Raw genomic sequence first — 16653 nt, forward strand, 5'->3', positions numbered from 1 at the left:
CATGTACACTTATCAGAGGGTTGGGCCTTTTATTTTTTTCATGGACTTGCTTGTGAACATCTGTTTCATCTATATTATTTATGGGAAAATAATGCTATGATACGATTATCATTGTTCTAAAATAAGCAGGATTTCAGGAAAGATTGAAACCTACAAATTTACATATCTTTACATTAAAGCGATTTCTATATAGAAAAACATGAAAAACATGTTAATCTTTTATATAATAAAAATTAGATAATATTTTTTTAAGGAGCGATTCAAATGGTTTATAAAGTTTACTTCCAAGAATTAAAAACAGAGGTACCAGTAAGAGAAAAAACAAAAACAATTTACGTTGAAGGTATATCAGAAAGAGATGTCCGTACTAAACTAGCTGAAAAACCTTACAATATTGAATTTGTACGCCCAGTAGATGGAGCTTACCTAGACTATGAAAAACAAAATGAAGATTTTACAGTATTGGAGATTGAATAATGAAATTTGTTAAAAACGATCAAACAGCTGTATTTGCTCTAGGTGGACTAGGGGAAATCGGTAAAAACACATATGGTGTGCAATTCCAAGATGAAATTATACTTATTGATGCTGGAATTAAGTTTCCTGAGGACGAGCTCCTCGGTATCGATTATGTAATTCCTGATTATAGTTTCCTTGTGAAAAACGCAGATAAAATTAAAGGATTATTCATTACACATGGTCACGAGGACCATATTGGCGGTATTCCTTACCTGCTTAGACAAGTAAATATTCCTCTTTATGGCGGAAAGCTTGCTCTTGCTCTTGTTCGCAATAAGCTTGAAGAGCATGGATTATTAAGACAAACAACTATGCATGAAATTAAAGAAGATGATGTGATTAAGTTTAGAAAAACATCTGTTTCCTTTTTTAAGACAACACACAGCATCCCTGATTCTTACGGGATTGTCGTTAAGACACCGCCAGGGCAAATCGTTCATACAGGAGACTTTAAATTTGACTTTACTCCTGTCGGCGAACCTGCGAACTTAACAAAAATGGCTGAAATTGGAAAAGAAGGCGTGCTTTGCCTACTGTCTGACAGCACAAACAGTGAAGTGCCGAATTTCACTATGTCTGAAAGAAAAGTCGGCGAAAGCATTCAAGATATTTTCCGCAGAGCAGACGGACGTTTGATTTTCGCGACTTTCGCTTCAAATATCTACAGACTGCAGCAAGTTACAGATGCAGCAGTAGAATTTGGCCGTAAAGTTGCCGTGTTTGGACGTAGCATGGAAGCTGCAATCAATATTGGTCTTGAGCTTGGGTTTATTAAAGCTCCGAAAGAAACGTTTATTGAACCGCACCATATCAATCGTTTACCTGCAAATCAAGTAACGATTCTATGTACAGGAAGCCAGGGAGAACCGATGGCAGCGATGTCTAGAATTGCCAACGGCACACATCGCCAAATCCAGATCATACCTGGAGATACAGTTGTCTTTTCATCTTCCCCGATTCCTGGGAATACATTAAGTGTCAATAAAACAATTAATCAGCTTTACCGCGCTGGTGCCGAAGTTATCCACGGACCTTTAAACAATATTCATACATCAGGTCACGGCGGACAGCAAGAGCAAAAGCTTATGCTGCGATTAATTAAACCTAAATTCTTCATGCCTATTCACGGAGAATTCAGAATGCAAAAAATCCACACACAAACAGCAATTGACTGCGGTGTGGAAGAAGAAAACTGCTTTATCATGGATAATGGTGAAGTGCTTGCTCTTTCAAGCGATACAGCACAGGTAGCAGGGAAAATTCCGTCCGGTTCTGTTTACATTGATGGAAGCGGCATCGGGGATATCGGCAATATCGTCTTGCGCGACCGCCGCATTCTTTCAGAGGAAGGCCTTGTTGTTGTCGTAGTGAGCATTAATATGAAGGACTTCAAGATTTCCGCTGGACCTGACCTTATTTCCAGAGGTTTTGTATACATGCGAGAATCTGGCGACTTAATCAACGATGCGCAATCATTGATTAACAAGCATTTAAACAAAGTAATGGAGCGTAAAACAACGCAATGGTCTGAAATTAAAAACGAGATTATTGATACCCTATCTCCATTCTTATACGAAAAAACAAAAAGAAGACCAATGATACTTCCTATCATTATGGAAGTTTAATAAAAAGAGGCCAGCTTAATCGCTGACCTCTTTTCTTTATTTAGGACATTACTTTTTTCTCAAACCGGTTAATATCAGAATCGGCCCCAATTACGATGAGAACATCATCCTCTTTTATCGGTTCATTCGCTTGCGGAGAAACAATGATATCATTTTCTCGCTTGATAGCTACAATTGTAATACCGTAGCGGGCACGGATATCAAGATCAACCATTGTATGTCCCGCCAAACGGCTGCTTGATTTGATTTCGACAATACTATGTTCGTCAGACAGCTCGAGATAATCGAGGACATTATTAGAAACGATATTATGGGCAATTCTTTTCCCCATATCCCGCTCTGGATGAATAATTGAATCTGCGCCAATTTTCTTTAGCACTTTTTCATGATAATCATTTTGGGCTTTAACGGTAATGTTATTGACACCCATCTCCTTTAAGATAAGCGTCGTCAAAATGCTCGCCTGGATATCGTCGCCAATCGCCACAATCACATGCTCGAAATTTCGAATGCCTAGGCTTTTCAGTACATTTTCATCTACAGAGTTGCCGACAACTGCATGTGACACAATATTAGCATACTCATTGACACGTTCCTCATTTTTGTCAATGACCATCACTTCCATACCAAGCTCCATTAATTCTTTACATATGCTTCCGCCAAAGCGGCCAAGTCCGATTACTGCAAATTCCTTTTTCACTGTATTTCCTCCAGTTTTAGTACCTTATTCTATAATAATAAAGGAACAGCTACTATTTTACCAGCTATACCCATACTGTCACTAAAAGGAATACCATTTTCGTTTTAAGATCTATACTGCATTTAACATCTTAAATTGCGCTTCTACGAGATGATAATATATACCGTTTTGTTCCATCAATTGTTCATGTGAGCCTTCTTCCATTATGCTGCCGTGGTCAAGAACAACTATTTTATCCGCATCTCGAATCGTAGAAAGTCTATGTGCTATCATGATGGCAGTCCTTCCCTTGAGTAGGGTCTTTAATGCTTCTTGGATTTTGACTTCCGTTTCTGTATCAATGCTTGCTGTCGCTTCGTCTAAAATTAATATGCGTGGATTTGCCAAAAGTGCTCTTGAAAAGGATAAAAGCTGCCTTTGGCCGACAGATAAGATATTCCCTCGTTCTTCTACTTCTGTTTCATACTTTTTAGGCAATGCCTCTATAAATGAATGAGCTCCGATTGCCTTCGCCGCAGAAATCACTTCCTCATCTGTTGCATCAGGTCGGCCGAAGCGAATATTTTCCATAATGGTTCCTGAGAAGATGAACGTGTCTTGCAGCACAATGCTGATCTGACTTCGTAACGATTTCAGTGAGATGTCTTTTATTTCGATACCATCTACGAAAATTTCTCCCTTTGTCGGATCGTAAAAGCGGCTGATTAAATTGGCAATAGTGGTTTTTCCAGAACCTGTATGGCCAACAAGAGCAACTGTCTGACCAGCTTGAATGGTCAAATTAATTCCATTTAAAGCTTTGCGATTACTTGTATAAGCAAACTCCACCTCTTTAAAGCAAACTTGCCCCTTCATTTCTGGAAGGGTGACAGGATCGTCCGCCTCTGAAACATTTGGCTTCTCATCCAAAAATTCAAATATCCGCTCCGAGGAAGCCATTCCCATTAAAAGCTGGTTATATACCATGCCTAGTCGGGATATTGGCTCCCAGAACATTCCTAAATAAAACGCAAAGGAAACAAAAACACCTATTGTCATTCCGTGCTGGATTAAATACGCTCCATACCAGATGAGTACTGCTGTACCAATGGCATTGGTAATTTCCACAAACGGACGGAACATAGCATTCTGCTTAGAAGCATCTTTCCAGCTCTCAAAGTTTTCATTGTTCAAGCCATCGAAGAACATCATATTTGGCTTTTCTTGAGTAGAAGCTTGGGTAACCCTAATTCCTTGAATGCTCTCGTTTAAATGCGAGTTCAGCTTAGATTGTTTAAGCCGAACAATTTGCCATGATTTCCTGATTTTCCGTCTTAACGCTGTAGAGATAAAGAACATGACAGGAATGACCACTAATACAGCTAAAGCCAGTTCTGGACTTAATGTTAGCAGGATTACAAAAATTCCAATCAGTAAGATGATATCCATTAATAGGTTGATAACACCATTTGTAAATAGCTCTTGTAGGGAATTAATATCATTTAATATTCTAACAAGTATAGAACCGGCAGACCGCTCATCAAAAAACCGGTGTGACAGCTTTTGCACATGTGTAAATAGGCCTTTTCGCAAATCATAGATTACCTTTTGACCTAATTCGTTCATCCATTTGATTCGATAGAAATTGGCTGCATAGGAAACGGCATACATCGCTCCGATTAGCAGTACAAATGTTGTCAACTGGCTGCCATCCTTATTTGTGATAGCTTGATCGAGGACATAAACACCAATCAGGATTGGAATTATCAGCCTTACAGCTGTTGTTATCAAAACAGTGATAATGGACAACGGCAATAGATTTTTTTGATATGGTTTCATATAGCTCAGCAAGCGCCACATTTGCTTCCAGTTAAACGGCTTTTCAATTACTTCTTCTGTCGTATATTCAAACCTGTTTAAAATTAGGGTATCTTTATTTTCCGTTTTCTGTTTACTCAAAGTTTCTTACCCCCTTGCTTCCCTAAGCATTTATTATCTTTTTTTTATCTTGGAATTGAATATCATATATTCTTCGATACTGCCCATTTTGGGTAATTAGCTCCTCATGACAGCCCCTTTCTACAATCCGCCCTTCATCAAGCACGATTATTTCATCAGCATGCTTAATAGACGAAATCCGATGGGCAATAATAAAGGTCGTTTTATTGTCCATTACTTCTTTCAGTTCCTTCTGAATAGTAAATTCCGTCTGCATATCAACTGCGCTTGTTGCATCATCTAAAATAAGAATACTAGGGTTAATACAAATAGCCCTCGCAATAGCGATACGCTGTTTTTGCCCTCCAGACAGTCCTAAACCGCGCTCCCCAAGCATTGTATTATAGCCGTCTGGCAGCTCCATAATAAAATCATGTGCTTGAGCCCGTTTAGCAGCATGGATAATCTCCTCCATTGTACTTTCCGGTTTGCCATATGCAATATTGCTCTTAATAGAAGAGGAGAATAAAAACGATTCTTGTGACACTAATCCGATATTGCCCCGAAGCGACTCAATCTCATACTCTTCCACATGATGCCCGTCAACAAGAACAACGCCTTCTGTTGCTTCATAAAATCTTGTCAGCAGCTGGGTAATGCTTGTTTTGCCGGAGCCTGTTCCGCCGATCAGGCCGATTGTTTTGCCAGGTTGTGCATAAAAGCTGATGTCCTGTAGGGCAAAACCTTCTTTTGTTGCATACTTAAGGCTGACATTGCGGAATTCCACTTCCCCAACCAGCTTTTGTGCATATTTAGCATCCTGTTTATCTTCGATAATAAAGTCCTTTTCCAAAATTTCTAAAAGTCTTTCACCAGAGGCCTTTGCCTGGGAAAACTGATTAACAACAAATCCCAAGTTCATAATTGGCCACATAATATACCCAAGCAGACTGTAAAATGCCACAAGTTCACCTGGCTGCAGCTTGTTTTCAATAACTAAATATCCGCCGTAAGAAATAAGCAGGACAATGCTGGCATTTCCCAGAAACTCCATTAATGGGAAGTATTTTGACCAAATACTTGAAGTGAATAAATATTGATCTTTATAGTCACCGTTCGCTCTATTAAACTTTCCGACCTCAAAATCCTCTCTGGAAAGTGATTTCACTGTATTAATGCCGCTGATGTTTTCCTGCACCTTTGTATTGAGGACACCGAAGGATTTCCTGATTCCTCTAAACGCAGGATGAACTGCTTTATCGAACTTGTATGTAACTACAGCTAAAAACGGAAGCGTTACCAAAGTTACAAACGTTAAAGATACAGAGTAATTCAGCATTACAGTAAAGCTTACTGCGATTAACAAGATAAAACGGATCAGCTCAGAGAAGCCTGCTGATAAGAAAAAGCGGAATCCTTCTACATCTGCTGTCAGCCTCGACATCAGATCACCAGTTTTTGCATTATCATAATAGGAAAAAGGCAAATACTGCAGCTTTTTGTATAACCCATTCCGCAATAAGTACACAGAGCTGATACCGAACATATCACCTGTGTACTGGTAAATATATGTTGCAATTCCTTTAATAATCATCACCCCGATAAATCCGATTGACAAATACGGTATCCAATCATACTTGCCTTGCAATACGACTTCATCGATGGTGATCTGCAAAATAATCGGATACACAACGGTAATGCCAGTCACCACAATTAAAAAACAAATCGAAACCATAAAATACTTTTTAAACGGCAAATAATACGACTTTAACTTCTGAAATGTCTCCAAATACCGCTCCCCCTCTTCTTCCCTAACAGACTCCATTTTTTAAGAGCAAAAAAAGTTGCACTATTAATATAACGGTTTTCGAAATATTAATCTACTGCTTTTATAAGATTTTTAGCAATTTTTTGAAAACAAAATGATTCAAAGTTTTTTTACTGCATAATAAAAAGCATAGATTAAAATCTATGCTTTTTAAATTTGCTTAATCACCCTTCTTAATCGGCTCATCAAGCACTCTATTCACACGTTTCTCCAGCATTTTCATACCGCTTCCGCCAGCCTGGAAATGTCTCAATTCACCGGTCAGATCAAATACATAATAGGAAGGGACATACTCATTTTCGAAGGCATCAGCAAGTTTATGCTCATTATCTATAAAAATTGGCTGTGTTATGCCATATTCTTCAGCTGTTGCTTTGATTGTATCCATATTTAAATCCTGCTCTACCCTTGGTATGTGCACGGCGATAAAATGAAGCTTTTCACTGTATTCGTCCCTAAACGCATTGAATTGGGACATTATTTCTTTACATAAGTAGCAGCTTACAGACCAAAAATGAATCAAAGTTGGTTTGTCACCAATCAAATCGGCTTTTGATTGTTCTTTGTTCAGCCATGCTGTGGCACCTGTTAATTCAGGCATCTGCTCTCGTAGTTTCATTTTGATTTCTCCCCCAATTGGTTCTCCATTAAGTATATATTCTCTTATTCTTTAACCAGATCATATAGTAGCTTGGCCAGGCTTCCAATTAGCCGGGCAAAGTCCGCCTGTTTGCAGTGCTTGGAGTACGCGCAATGTTTCAGTAACATCTCGGCCGATATTATTATGATTCACAACTGAATACATCAATTCCCCTTCAGGGCTGATGATGAATAAACCGCGCAGAGCAATCCCTTCCTCTTCAATCAGAACGCCGTATTCTCTTGATACTACATGATTCGTATCTGCTGCCAGCGGGAAGTTTACGTCCCCTAGCCCATTTTCTTTACGATCTGTTTTAATCCACGCTAAATGAGTATGTATTGTATCTGTAGAAACACCAATTACTTCTGCATCAAGATCTTCAAACTCGTCATAACGGGCAGAAAGTGCAGTGATTTCAGTGGGACATACAAAGGTAAAGTCCATTGGATAAAAAAACAGTACTGTCCATTTGTCATTTTTCATATTTTCTTCGAGACTAACTTTTCCAAATTCTCTATTTGCTAATACTGCTTCCATTTCAAATTTTGGCGCTTGCTTGCCTACCATACGTTCCGGCATTATTAATTACCTCCAAAAAAACTGATTTAATTGAGAATACTTAGTAACGAGACGAACAGAATAATCTTATTATTCTAATTATAAACACTATATTTTCACCAGTCAAATACACGTAATATTAAATATAAATTAATAATAATTATTAATAATATTTTTACAAAAATCGGTTAAAATACTTAGGAATAATTAGTCAGCCAAAAAGTTTACAATTTATTTTTTAGGGAATACATTAAAAAAGTTTTTAATAGCAGCAATACATATAAAGGAAGTGCAGTATGAATACAATTACAGATATGCAAGATTATTTTATAAACTTTAATTGGGCAAATCTCCTTGTCAGCACAGGATTAATTTTACTTAAGCTGCTGCTGATATTCTGTCTCTATTTTATCATCAAAAAAATCTGCTTATTATTTATATCCAAGCTTTTTGATTCTTATATGAAGAAGCATTCCATCTCAACAGGGAGAGCTTCAACATTAGAAAGTTTAACCAAGAATATTTTGTCCTATATCCTTATTTTTATTTTGGCAGTCACTGTTCTTCAAACATTCGGGATTGATGCTACCGCTATCCTTGCTGGTGCTGGTATTGTTGGTCTTGCCGTCGGCTTTGGTGCCCAAGGACTTGTCAGTGATATTGTCACAGGTTTTTTTCTATTATTAGAAAAACAGCTCGATGTCGGTGATTCTATTACTACAAGCACCTTCTCAGGCACTGTGGAACAAGTCGGACTAAGAACAACACAGCTCCGTTCTCCAGATGGCACCCTTCATTTCATACCTAACAGGGAAATTAAAATTTTAAGCAACCACTCTAGGGGAGATATGCAGGCACTTGTTGACGTTATTATTTCTAATGACAATGACATCCCGGCTTGTTTGGAAATACTCCAGGATGTTTGTGATACTATCCGTAAGGAAAGTGATGTAATCACAGATGGTCCGAATGTTATTGGTATTCAATCGTTTGCTGGGACAAGCTTGACTATCCGCATTATTGCCAAAACACTTAATAATGAGCAATGGGGTGTCGAAAGAATACTGCGGCAAAGAGTTCAGGAAACATTGGAGGAAAAAGGAGTTAAATTGCCATCACCGGCAAGTTTAGCTTTAGAAAACGGCAATAAGTAAATAAACTAAAAACCCTCAAAGACTGAAATGCACACTTTAGTCTTTGAGGATTTTTTTTGCTCAGTTGTTATTGCCTTTAAACTGTAAGTAGGAAGTAATCATAGTAATAGCAGTTTGCAATGCATCTTCGTCTGGGTTCAGTTTGCTGTGATGAAGACCATATGGAGAATGGACACCAAGCCAAAACATAAACCCAGGGATTTCCTTCAGCATATAACCGAAGTCTTCACCTGTCATTGCTTCTTTGCATTCAATCAGCTCAATCGTTGTGTTTTGTCTAATAAAGTCCATAAATTCTTTCGTGACTGCTTCTTCATTATAAACTTGATAATATCCGCTTCCAAAATCGATTGTACATTCACATTCATACCCTGCTTCAATTCCTTTAACGAGCGCTTTAACTCTATCCTTAACCTTGGTCATGGATTCAGCAGAAAGCGTCCGCATCGTCCCTTCTAATCGCGCTGACTCTGCGATAACATTCTGAACTGTGCCTCCAGTAATCTTACCGATTGTGACGACAGCACTGTCTAGAGGATCGATATTTCTTGCTACAATTGATTGCAGCTGTGTTACTAAGGAACAAGCTGCTACAACCATATCATTCGTCTGATGCGGATAGGCAGCATGCCCGCCTTTACCTTTCAGATCGATGAAAAGCTCTGAAGTATTGGCAAACAAGAGACCAGGTTTCACTGCAATGGTGCCGACAGGATACTCTGGTGCCACATGCAGGGCCATGATCATATCAGGCATCCATTCCTGCATGATATCACTTTTCAGCATTGGTTCAGCACCGCCGGGCCCTTCCTCTGCCGGTTGGAAAATAAACAGCATATCATCATCAATTGGAGTTTCCACTATATTTGTTAATACACCGAGGGCAATTGTCATATGAAAATCATGTCCGCATGCATGCATTGCCTGCTCATGACTAGAGCTGAAGGGAAGGCCTGTCTCTTCGGTAATCGGCAAACCGTCAATGTCCGCACGATAACCGATAAGTCTTGCAGACTTTCTGCCTTTCACCTTTACAAATATCCCGGTTTTCCAAGTCTTTATTTCAATCCGCTCGCTAGGTAATGCATGAATATAATTTAACAGATATGTTTGTGTTTTGAATTCTTGAAACCCAAGTTCAGGGATTTGGTGCAGCTCTCTTCTGATTTGTACATAGTCTGTATTTGCCACCATTTCTCTCCTCCAGCTTAATGTAAATATAGCTCCTGCTTATAAATTGCAGGCTAAAAGGAAAAGCGCGGAATGAAGTTTCCACGCTTTTTTTAACATTATAGTTTACGAAGCTCTTGCATAATTTCTGTTTTAGATTTTGTCTTCTCATCGATTTCTTTGATGATGCGTGCTGGAGCTCCTGCAACCAATGTATTTGCCGGAACGTCTTCAAGAACGATTGCTCCTGCTGCAACGACAGCACCTTTTCCAACTGTAACACCTTCAACTACAACTGCGTTTGCACCGATAAGAACATCGTCTTCAACGATAACCGGCTTAGCAGATGGCGGCTCAATAACACCAGCAAGAACTGCGCCTGCACCTACGTGGCTGTTTTTTCCGACAGTAGCTCGTCCACCAAGAATCGCACCCATATCGATCATTGTACCTTCACCGATGCTTGCGCCGATATTGATTACAGCACCCATCATGATAACAGCATTATCACCGATTTCTACTTGGTCGCGAATAATTGCGCCTGGCTCAATACGAGCTTTAATATTTTTCATGTCCAATAGAGGAATCGCTGAGTTGCGGCGGTCGTTTTCGATTACAAAATCAGTGATGCTGCCTTTGTTAGCTTCAATCACTTCATTGATATCAGACCACTCACCGAATACAACCCCTGCATCTCCGCTGATGAAAGATTGAATCTTTTCGCCAAAGTTAACTTCAGATAAGTTTCCTTTAACATAAACCTTTACAGGTGTAGATTTTGTACTATTTGCAATAAATGAAATAATTTCATTTGCATCCATCATTTTCATTGTTAGTTACCTCCAATAATGTATATATAACACTAAGCATTACTTTACCAAACAAAAGCATAGAAGACAAGCAAAAATAACGGTTAGTCTATCTTTCTGCCTGCCTTTTAGCCATTCACTGCGGGTGAATATTTCCTTCTCTTATCGCCCGCTTTTCTCCAGCTACATACTCTTCAATAATTTCAAAAAATGCCTGCACTTGCTTTAATTGAAACGCCGCCTCATAGCCAATCAGCCACGTGCTTCGGAAAATCGGTTGATTTTTTTCATCGAGCAAAGGCACTTGAAAGAGGTTTTGATTCGCCTCTTTAAGAGCGATGGCTGGAAGTATGCTGTAGCCTATTCCGTTAAAGGTCAATTGCTTGCATGTTTCGATTTGATCGACATAAATTGTATTTTTGGGAGGCGCAGGAAACTGTCTGTGCCACCATTCCTGGATTTCCTCATAATAGCTCGAATCGCTTTTAAATTGAATAAACGGCCTGTCAGTATCCATCAGCTGATCCAAACTGGAAATTTGGCTGTCAACCAAATATAGGGGATCGTCAAACAAATGCTTTTTGGCCCCTTTCCAATCAGCACTTCCCCGGATAATGCCAAGATGAATGCTGCCGTCAGTCATCGATTTTAAAATCTCGCTGCTCCAGCCAGTGATCAATGATACTTTAGCTTGGGGATATGTCTTAATAAACTCCTTCAGCACTCCAGGCAGCCAGTTCTGTCCGACAATGCTGGCGGCTGCAATACTTAAAGTTCCATGAACTTCTCCCTTTAACGCATGGATGGACTCTTTTACACTATCTTCCTTGTTTATTGTTTCTATTGCAAACTGCGCAACAAGTTCTCCTGCTGCCGTTAAAGAAAGCCCTTTTTGGGATCGGATAAACAATTTGGCGCCCCATTCTTTCTCAATATTTTGCAGCCGCTGTGAAAGGGCAGGCTGAGACACAAACAGCTTTTCTGCAGCTTTTCTCATATTCATCTCTTGGGCAAGGACCTTTAATAGTTGCAGCTCAGATATTGTTGACATATATTTCCCTTCTTTTTCCTGTTGTTCTTTTTGCCGGGTAAGCAGTATTGCAATTAGATGGAATAAACAGATGTGTTACGTAGGGGGAATAACTTTAAGGAAGCACGTTAAAACGAAGCCATGAAAAAACTCTCTATATTTCCAAAAACGTATTCAGCCTTTTTAACACAGACCTTCTTGTCAAAATGCCATCAAAATAGCCTTCATTATCCTCCAGGCAAATGAAGGGATTATCCGTTAAAAGTTCCATCATATCCTTGAATGATGTATTTGAATTTGCTCTAGGAACAACTGTGTTCATTACTGTTTCCACTTTAATGCTCTCTAACTTTTCGAATTCAATCCGCTCAAGTCCGAGTATGCTGTCCATAATGATGGGCGTACTCAGCAAACCATGGAGCTTGTAGGAGGGATCTAAAACCGGTATGGAAGAATAGCCGCTTTTTGTCAGTACTAAAAGGGCATGTTCTAAATTATTACCAACTTGCACATGGGCAACACGCTCTGAAGGAATCATTAATTCTTTCACCGTAATGTCTAAAAATTCTCCGTTGTGTATGCTGGTCATAGCCGAAAACTCCTCAATAGTTTATTTTCTACTCCACTATCTTACCATAGTTTTCGGCCATTTGCTCATTTAACCCTTGCTCGTTTCGATATTGCGCTGATTAAAACCACAGTTAGGACAAGTGTAGATGACATTCTGATTTGATTGGGCTGTCAGTACATTCTCTAACAACTCCTGTTGCTGACATTCAGGGCATGTTACTGCAATCTGCATGCAAACTCCATCTCCTTTCTTTTAGAGTGACTCTGTTATTAGACTGTTAATTTATTTAAGCAATTATGCAAGGATTAATGACAGAAAAAGGAGCCGTAAGAATACGGCTCCTTTTTAGTGATTATTGAATAAGATCAAAGATTTCGATTGTAATCATATCGATATTGTCAAATTGATATCTTTTTGGCTTTTCTTTATCATTGTATACTTCCAACTCATACGTTTCTGTTTTAGGATGGAATGTAACTTGACATTTTCTTTCGCCGTTTACCTCAAAAAAACGTTGGGAAGGTTCTCCCCCTGTTGATTGTTCTTGTAAATTTTTTAAACGTGTTAATATGCCTTGAAGCTGTGACATGCTCTCTCTCCTTTCAAACAAACCCATATATTACTTATAGGTTTAACTATTAGCATGTTTCTATACACTTTCCCTTTAAATTAAAGCAAGCGTTCTTGCTTTGTGTAAATGCCAATAATAACAGAATAAAATATTGCGGAGTGTTTGTCCAAGTAAAATTGAAGAATGAGCAAATCTTTTTTCTCAGACCCTTAAAATGTGCTATGATTAGGCAATATATATATTATAGATAGCGAAATTTTCAGATAGATGGAGGCAATTTTTTTTTGAAAAAAATAACGATGTATACACAGCCTGATTGCCCGCCTTGTGAATATGCGAAGACGTTTTTACGGGAAAAGGGATTTGAACTGGATTTGAGGGATATTCAGAAAGATGCCAAAGCTAGAAAAGAGCTTGTGCAAAAATATCAATGCTTTTCTACTCCTACTTTTGTAATCGGTGAAATAGTTATTGCCGGTTTTGACCATGACAAGCTGCAAGAGGTTCTTAAATTTTAAAGAAAGCAAGCTGTACCAACAAGGTACAGCTTTTAATATGCAAACAACTCCCATTATTTATCGTCCATTTTGTGCAAAAGGAAGACTAAAGATGACTTTTAATTGTGCGAAAACTTGTAAGTCTGCAAGTTTGTTCAACCTAGACACCTTTTCCACTTCACTATTTTCATTCTTCGCATTCTTTGACAAATACTTCGTTATTTCTTCATCGGAAAGCTGCTTTGATACTTTCCATTGACCATTTATTTTCTCCAGTAGCATTCCTTCATAGTGGTCCTCATAATATAGAGGGCCATCATCTGGTGATTCAAAATATTCGTATACATAAATCTTTTGAGAATGAATATCTATTTCTGTATTTTCTGAAAACTGAAAGTACGGAATATAGTATGGTGCAAAATCACTGCCGTAGATTATATACTTTCCGTTTTCTTTGACTAGATTTGCTTTTAGAAACTTATTAATATAATCGTCAGAAAAATATGGTGTTAACAATGCGTTAACTTCAGAGAGTTCTCTATGCTTTTCACTTAAATGTACCTGTGCATGAAAGGCTTCCTCTAAAAATAAGAGTACATCCTTTCTTTCAGACAGCTTGTCCTTCTCCATAGCATAGGTAAATTGGGCATTTCCAAAGGCAAGTATTAATAAAAAAATGCAAAGCATCGTTTTCTTCATTGCCGTCTCCCCTTTCTCTTTCTAATGATAACAATAATCTATTCACAGTATTCGATTTTTCGTTCGTTAAATTCTGTGATGCTTTGACAATTTTCTGCGATATTATACATATACCCGAAAAACAACCGAAATAACTAAAGATTGACACCCAAAATAAAAAAGACCCATAGCGGGTCTAATTAATAAGCACTTCCATCTTATCAAGGAAGTTATAGGACAGATCAATAAAAAGAAATTCGTTAGCATCAAGAGGATAGGAGAATGTTCTGACTGTCCCGCCTGTTTCAATATCACTGTACAAGTCCGATAAGATGCCCTTTTTTTCATTTTGCATCTTAATGATATTTTCGAGAAAATATGGGCGCCAGCTCCAGTTTTTATTAACATACTCCCTTTGCAGTACCCAATTGCTGTTATCATAAAAAATATTAGCTGATTTTTGAAATCCATCTTCATTACAGACATACATTCTAAAGGCTACATCTGTCAACTCGTTAGACAAGTTCTTTAACAGTTCTTCATAGCTTGAATATTTACGATATTTCTGCAGCAACTCATGAAGTTTCGTTTGAAATTTATCTGTTAATTGAAGGATTGATGTCAGCTTTTTCTTTTCATAAGAGATAAATTCATGAAACTCTGCCCCTAATTTGGCTTGCCGGATGGTTGGTTCCACAAAATGTTCTTCTGGATGATGCAAATAAAAGCCTTGATAAAATCTGCCGCCGTTTTTCCAAGCAAATTGCAGCTGATGTACCATTTCAATATTCTCAAACAAAAGGTTCGCCCCTATTTTTCGAGCAAGCATTGATAAGGAATAGAGAACATTCTGGTACATATGGGAAGTGGAAGTGGAACGAAGAGCCAATAGGTCAATTTTCAGGATATCAGGAGCCAATTCTCCAATTCTGTCAACATAACTGCTTTCGCTTCCCATTTTGTCAATAGCGATTTTAATTCCAAATGTTCGATAGTAGACAAGCAAATGATCGAGATGCTCTGATTGTCCGGTATAATTTCGTTCCGATATCTCCAGTACAATCCGATTTAAATCAAAGCCTTTTTCTTCATAAGACATAAGCATTTGCAAGAAATCCTCGCCGTCATCATACATAAGAAGATCTGCATCACGATTGATAAATAGCAGGAAATTATCATCAAGCTCTATCGCTCTGTCTAATGCTTTTGTTAGCACTACTTTGTCTACTTCATTTTTATACTCTTCTGGAATCGACTCATCTAAAAAAAACGGGCCTAAGCTTTCTGTTCCATTTATTCCAGTATATCTTCCTAATACTTCATATCCAATAACGGTATGTTCGTCAGCACTAAAAATGGCTTGGAAATAAGGGATGACATTATCTAGATCTGTCAAAATATCTAAAGCGTCCATATTTTGATCAGCCTCCCTATAAATAATGACTTATTATACCATAAAAATTTAGACTTTTTCCCTTTAATATAGCCATGAAACGTATTTATTTTGAATATTGAGCATATAAGCAAATCGTTCATTCAACTGGAAAGTGTTGATACTTATAAACAGGAAATAAACACATATCCTAATTACCATAGGAGCCGGCAATCGAAAGTAGGTTGCTAATGCGTATATTTAGACTTTTATCTCTGTTGGTGCTTATCACTTGCTTCCAACAATCACAAATAGGAATGGAATTTGCCTTAAGTCAAAAAACACACGCTGCCTCCACGCAGAAAAGGTCCATCATGCTTAATGTGCCGCTGATCAAGCAAAACCCTGAGCTTAAATATGGGTGTGAAGTCACAAGTCTTGCTATGGTACTGCAATATGCTGGGGTGAAAGTAACGAAAATGGATTTATATAAAAAGGTATCTAAGGATACTGACCCTCTTGTTAAAAAACGAGGGGACATCATAAGCTGGGGTGACCCGGCTGTAGGGTTTGTAGGAGATATGACAGGCAAAACGAGCGGCTACGCTGTGTTTGACCAGCCAATAGAAGATTTAGTAAATAATTATTTGCCTGAAAGGGCCGTTAATTTAACTAACCTTTCTTTTTCCGCTGTTGAAAAGCATGTTTCTGACGGATACCCCGTTGTAGTATGGACTACAGGAGACTACCGACTACCAGACAGATGGGAATCATGGCAGCATAATGGCAGAACAATCAAAACACCACTTGATTTGCACGCTGTTGTCCTCGTTGGGTATGATGATAAATATGTTTATTTAAACGATCCACTGTCAGGAAGAAAAAAAGTAAAAGTAAGCAAGTCACGATTTATTGAATCTTGGACAGCATTAAAGCATAGAGCTGTCAGCTATAGATAAAGAATGCCATCCTCGGAAATATCCAAGGATGGCCGTTAAAAACAAGAGAATA

The 16653-nt window shown here is 38.3% G+C and carries 18 protein-coding genes; 5 read left to right on the forward strand and 13 right to left on the reverse strand.

What is annotated here, in order from left to right:
- Nucleotides 1-264: 264 nt before the first annotated feature.
- Nucleotides 265-477: a DNA-dependent RNA polymerase subunit epsilon gene (locus tag M3600_RS01160; RefSeq protein ID WP_233314596.1), complete on the forward strand. Its 213-nt coding sequence runs from the start codon at nucleotides 265-267 to the stop codon at nucleotides 475-477.
- Nucleotides 477-2144: a ribonuclease J1 gene (gene rnjA / locus M3600_RS01165; RefSeq protein ID WP_233314598.1), complete on the forward strand. Its 1668-nt coding sequence runs from the start codon at nucleotides 477-479 to the stop codon at nucleotides 2142-2144. Before M3600_RS01160 ends, rnjA begins: the two co-directional genes overlap by 1 nt.
- 40 nt (nucleotides 2145-2184) lie before the next feature.
- On the opposite strand, the gene M3600_RS01170 is transcribed toward rnjA, so the two are convergent.
- The 5 genes from M3600_RS01170 to M3600_RS01190 form a co-directional block, all read right to left on the reverse strand.
- Entirely contained in the window at nucleotides 2185-2844 is a 660-nt protein-coding gene (locus M3600_RS01170; RefSeq protein WP_233314599.1) for a potassium channel family protein, read from the reverse strand.
- A 111-nt stretch (nucleotides 2845-2955) separates the two neighbouring features.
- Nucleotides 2956-4782: an ABC transporter ATP-binding protein gene (locus M3600_RS01175; protein WP_233314601.1), complete on the reverse strand. Its 1827-nt coding sequence runs from the start codon at nucleotides 4780-4782 to the stop codon at nucleotides 2956-2958.
- A gap of 22 nt (nucleotides 4783-4804) precedes the next feature.
- Nucleotides 4805-6550 (reverse strand): ABC transporter ATP-binding protein, encoded by a 1746-nt coding sequence (locus M3600_RS01180; protein ID WP_237941156.1) that lies wholly within the window; start codon nucleotides 6548-6550, stop codon nucleotides 4805-4807.
- Nucleotides 6551-6749: 199 nt separating this feature from the next.
- Nucleotides 6750-7208 (reverse strand): TlpA family protein disulfide reductase, encoded by a 459-nt coding sequence (locus M3600_RS01185; RefSeq protein ID WP_233314604.1) that lies wholly within the window; start codon nucleotides 7206-7208, stop codon nucleotides 6750-6752.
- 60 nt (nucleotides 7209-7268) lie between these two features.
- On the reverse strand, nucleotides 7269-7811 hold the full coding sequence (locus M3600_RS01190) for a peroxiredoxin (RefSeq protein ID WP_251644611.1): 543 nt from the start codon (nucleotides 7809-7811) through the stop codon (nucleotides 7269-7271).
- 275 nt (nucleotides 7812-8086) lie between these two features.
- Here M3600_RS01190 and M3600_RS01195 point away from each other — a divergent pair, with 275 nt between their 5' ends.
- On the forward strand, nucleotides 8087-8944 hold the full coding sequence (locus M3600_RS01195; protein ID WP_251644612.1) for a mechanosensitive ion channel family protein: 858 nt from the start codon (nucleotides 8087-8089) through the stop codon (nucleotides 8942-8944).
- A gap of 60 nt (nucleotides 8945-9004) precedes the next feature.
- On the opposite strand, the gene M3600_RS01200 is transcribed toward M3600_RS01195, so the two are convergent.
- From M3600_RS01200 to M3600_RS01225, 6 genes are all read right to left on the reverse strand, one after another.
- Entirely contained in the window at nucleotides 9005-10138 is a 1134-nt protein-coding gene (locus tag M3600_RS01200) for an N-acetyldiaminopimelate deacetylase (RefSeq protein ID WP_267913303.1), read from the reverse strand.
- 95 nt (nucleotides 10139-10233) lie between these two features.
- Entirely contained in the window at nucleotides 10234-10944 is a 711-nt protein-coding gene (gene dapD / locus M3600_RS01205; protein ID WP_233314608.1) for a 2,3,4,5-tetrahydropyridine-2,6-dicarboxylate N-acetyltransferase, read from the reverse strand.
- Between the two features lie 115 nt (nucleotides 10945-11059).
- A complete protein-coding gene (locus M3600_RS01210; RefSeq protein WP_237941153.1) occupies nucleotides 11060-11974 on the reverse strand; it encodes a transcriptional regulator CcpC in 915 nt (304 codons plus the stop codon).
- Between the two features lie 133 nt (nucleotides 11975-12107).
- Nucleotides 12108-12542: a cyclic-di-AMP-binding protein CbpB gene (cbpB, locus tag M3600_RS01215; protein ID WP_233314611.1), complete on the reverse strand. Its 435-nt coding sequence runs from the start codon at nucleotides 12540-12542 to the stop codon at nucleotides 12108-12110.
- A gap of 69 nt (nucleotides 12543-12611) precedes the next feature.
- Nucleotides 12612-12755: a hypothetical protein gene (locus M3600_RS01220; RefSeq protein WP_233314612.1), complete on the reverse strand. Its 144-nt coding sequence runs from the start codon at nucleotides 12753-12755 to the stop codon at nucleotides 12612-12614.
- 121 nt (nucleotides 12756-12876) lie between these two features.
- On the reverse strand, nucleotides 12877-13113 hold the full coding sequence (locus M3600_RS01225) for a YkuJ family protein (RefSeq protein ID WP_127734982.1): 237 nt from the start codon (nucleotides 13111-13113) through the stop codon (nucleotides 12877-12879).
- A gap of 266 nt (nucleotides 13114-13379) precedes the next feature.
- Here M3600_RS01225 and M3600_RS01230 point away from each other — a divergent pair, with 266 nt between their 5' ends.
- Nucleotides 13380-13613 carry a glutaredoxin family protein gene (locus M3600_RS01230; RefSeq protein WP_251644613.1) on the forward strand — a complete coding sequence of 78 codons (234 nt, stop codon included), beginning with the start codon at nucleotides 13380-13382 and terminating at the stop codon, nucleotides 13611-13613.
- Between the two features lie 57 nt (nucleotides 13614-13670).
- On the opposite strand, the gene M3600_RS01235 is transcribed toward M3600_RS01230, so the two are convergent.
- Both M3600_RS01235 and M3600_RS01240 read right to left on the reverse strand, forming a co-directional pair.
- A complete protein-coding gene (locus M3600_RS01235) occupies nucleotides 13671-14291 on the reverse strand; it encodes a DUF3993 domain-containing protein (RefSeq protein ID WP_237941152.1) in 621 nt (206 codons plus the stop codon).
- Between the two features lie 175 nt (nucleotides 14292-14466).
- Nucleotides 14467-15684: an EAL domain-containing protein gene (locus M3600_RS01240; RefSeq protein ID WP_233314616.1), complete on the reverse strand. Its 1218-nt coding sequence runs from the start codon at nucleotides 15682-15684 to the stop codon at nucleotides 14467-14469.
- A gap of 209 nt (nucleotides 15685-15893) precedes the next feature.
- Between M3600_RS01240 and M3600_RS01245 the strand changes: the two genes are divergently transcribed.
- Nucleotides 15894-16601, forward strand: coding sequence for a C39 family peptidase (locus M3600_RS01245; protein ID WP_251644614.1), 708 nt, complete (start codon nucleotides 15894-15896; stop codon nucleotides 16599-16601).
- Nucleotides 16602-16653 lie beyond the last annotated feature (52 nt).

This window comes from Niallia sp. MER 6, assembly GCF_023714395.1.
Lineage (GTDB): Bacteria > Bacillota > Bacilli > Bacillales > Cytobacillaceae > Niallia.

Excerpts from the sequence above, each read along its gene's own strand:
- M3600_RS01225 (WP_127734982.1), bottom strand. The coding sequence starts at position 13,113 with ATGTCACAGCTTCAAGGCATATTAACACGTTTAAAAAATTTACAAGAA.
- M3600_RS01195 (WP_251644612.1), top strand. The coding sequence starts at position 8,087 with ATGAATACAATTACAGATATGCAAGATTATTTTATAAACTTTAATTGG.
- dapD (WP_233314608.1), bottom strand. The coding sequence starts at position 10,944 with ATGAAAATGATGGATGCAAATGAAATTATTTCATTTATTGCAAATAGT.
- M3600_RS01210 (WP_237941153.1), bottom strand. The coding sequence starts at position 11,974 with ATGTCAACAATATCTGAGCTGCAACTATTAAAGGTCCTTGCCCAAGAG.
- rnjA (WP_233314598.1), top strand. The coding sequence starts at position 477 with ATGAAATTTGTTAAAAACGATCAAACAGCTGTATTTGCTCTAGGTGGA.
- M3600_RS01235 (WP_237941152.1), bottom strand. The coding sequence starts at position 14,291 with ATGAAGAAAACGATGCTTTGCATTTTTTTATTAATACTTGCCTTTGGA.
- M3600_RS01190 (WP_251644611.1), bottom strand. The coding sequence starts at position 7,811 with ATGCCGGAACGTATGGTAGGCAAGCAAGCGCCAAAATTTGAAATGGAA.
- M3600_RS01160 (WP_233314596.1), top strand. The coding sequence starts at position 265 with ATGGTTTATAAAGTTTACTTCCAAGAATTAAAAACAGAGGTACCAGTA.
- M3600_RS01220 (WP_233314612.1), bottom strand. The coding sequence starts at position 12,755 with ATGCAGATTGCAGTAACATGCCCTGAATGTCAGCAACAGGAGTTGTTA.
- cbpB (WP_233314611.1), bottom strand. The coding sequence starts at position 12,542 with ATGACCAGCATACACAACGGAGAATTTTTAGACATTACGGTGAAAGAA.
- M3600_RS01245 (WP_251644614.1), top strand. The coding sequence starts at position 15,894 with ATGCGTATATTTAGACTTTTATCTCTGTTGGTGCTTATCACTTGCTTC.
- M3600_RS01200 (WP_267913303.1), bottom strand. The coding sequence starts at position 10,138 with ATGGTGGCAAATACAGACTATGTACAAATCAGAAGAGAGCTGCACCAA.
- M3600_RS01185 (WP_233314604.1), bottom strand. The coding sequence starts at position 7,208 with ATGAAACTACGAGAGCAGATGCCTGAATTAACAGGTGCCACAGCATGG.
- M3600_RS01240 (WP_233314616.1), bottom strand. The coding sequence starts at position 15,684 with ATGGACGCTTTAGATATTTTGACAGATCTAGATAATGTCATCCCTTAT.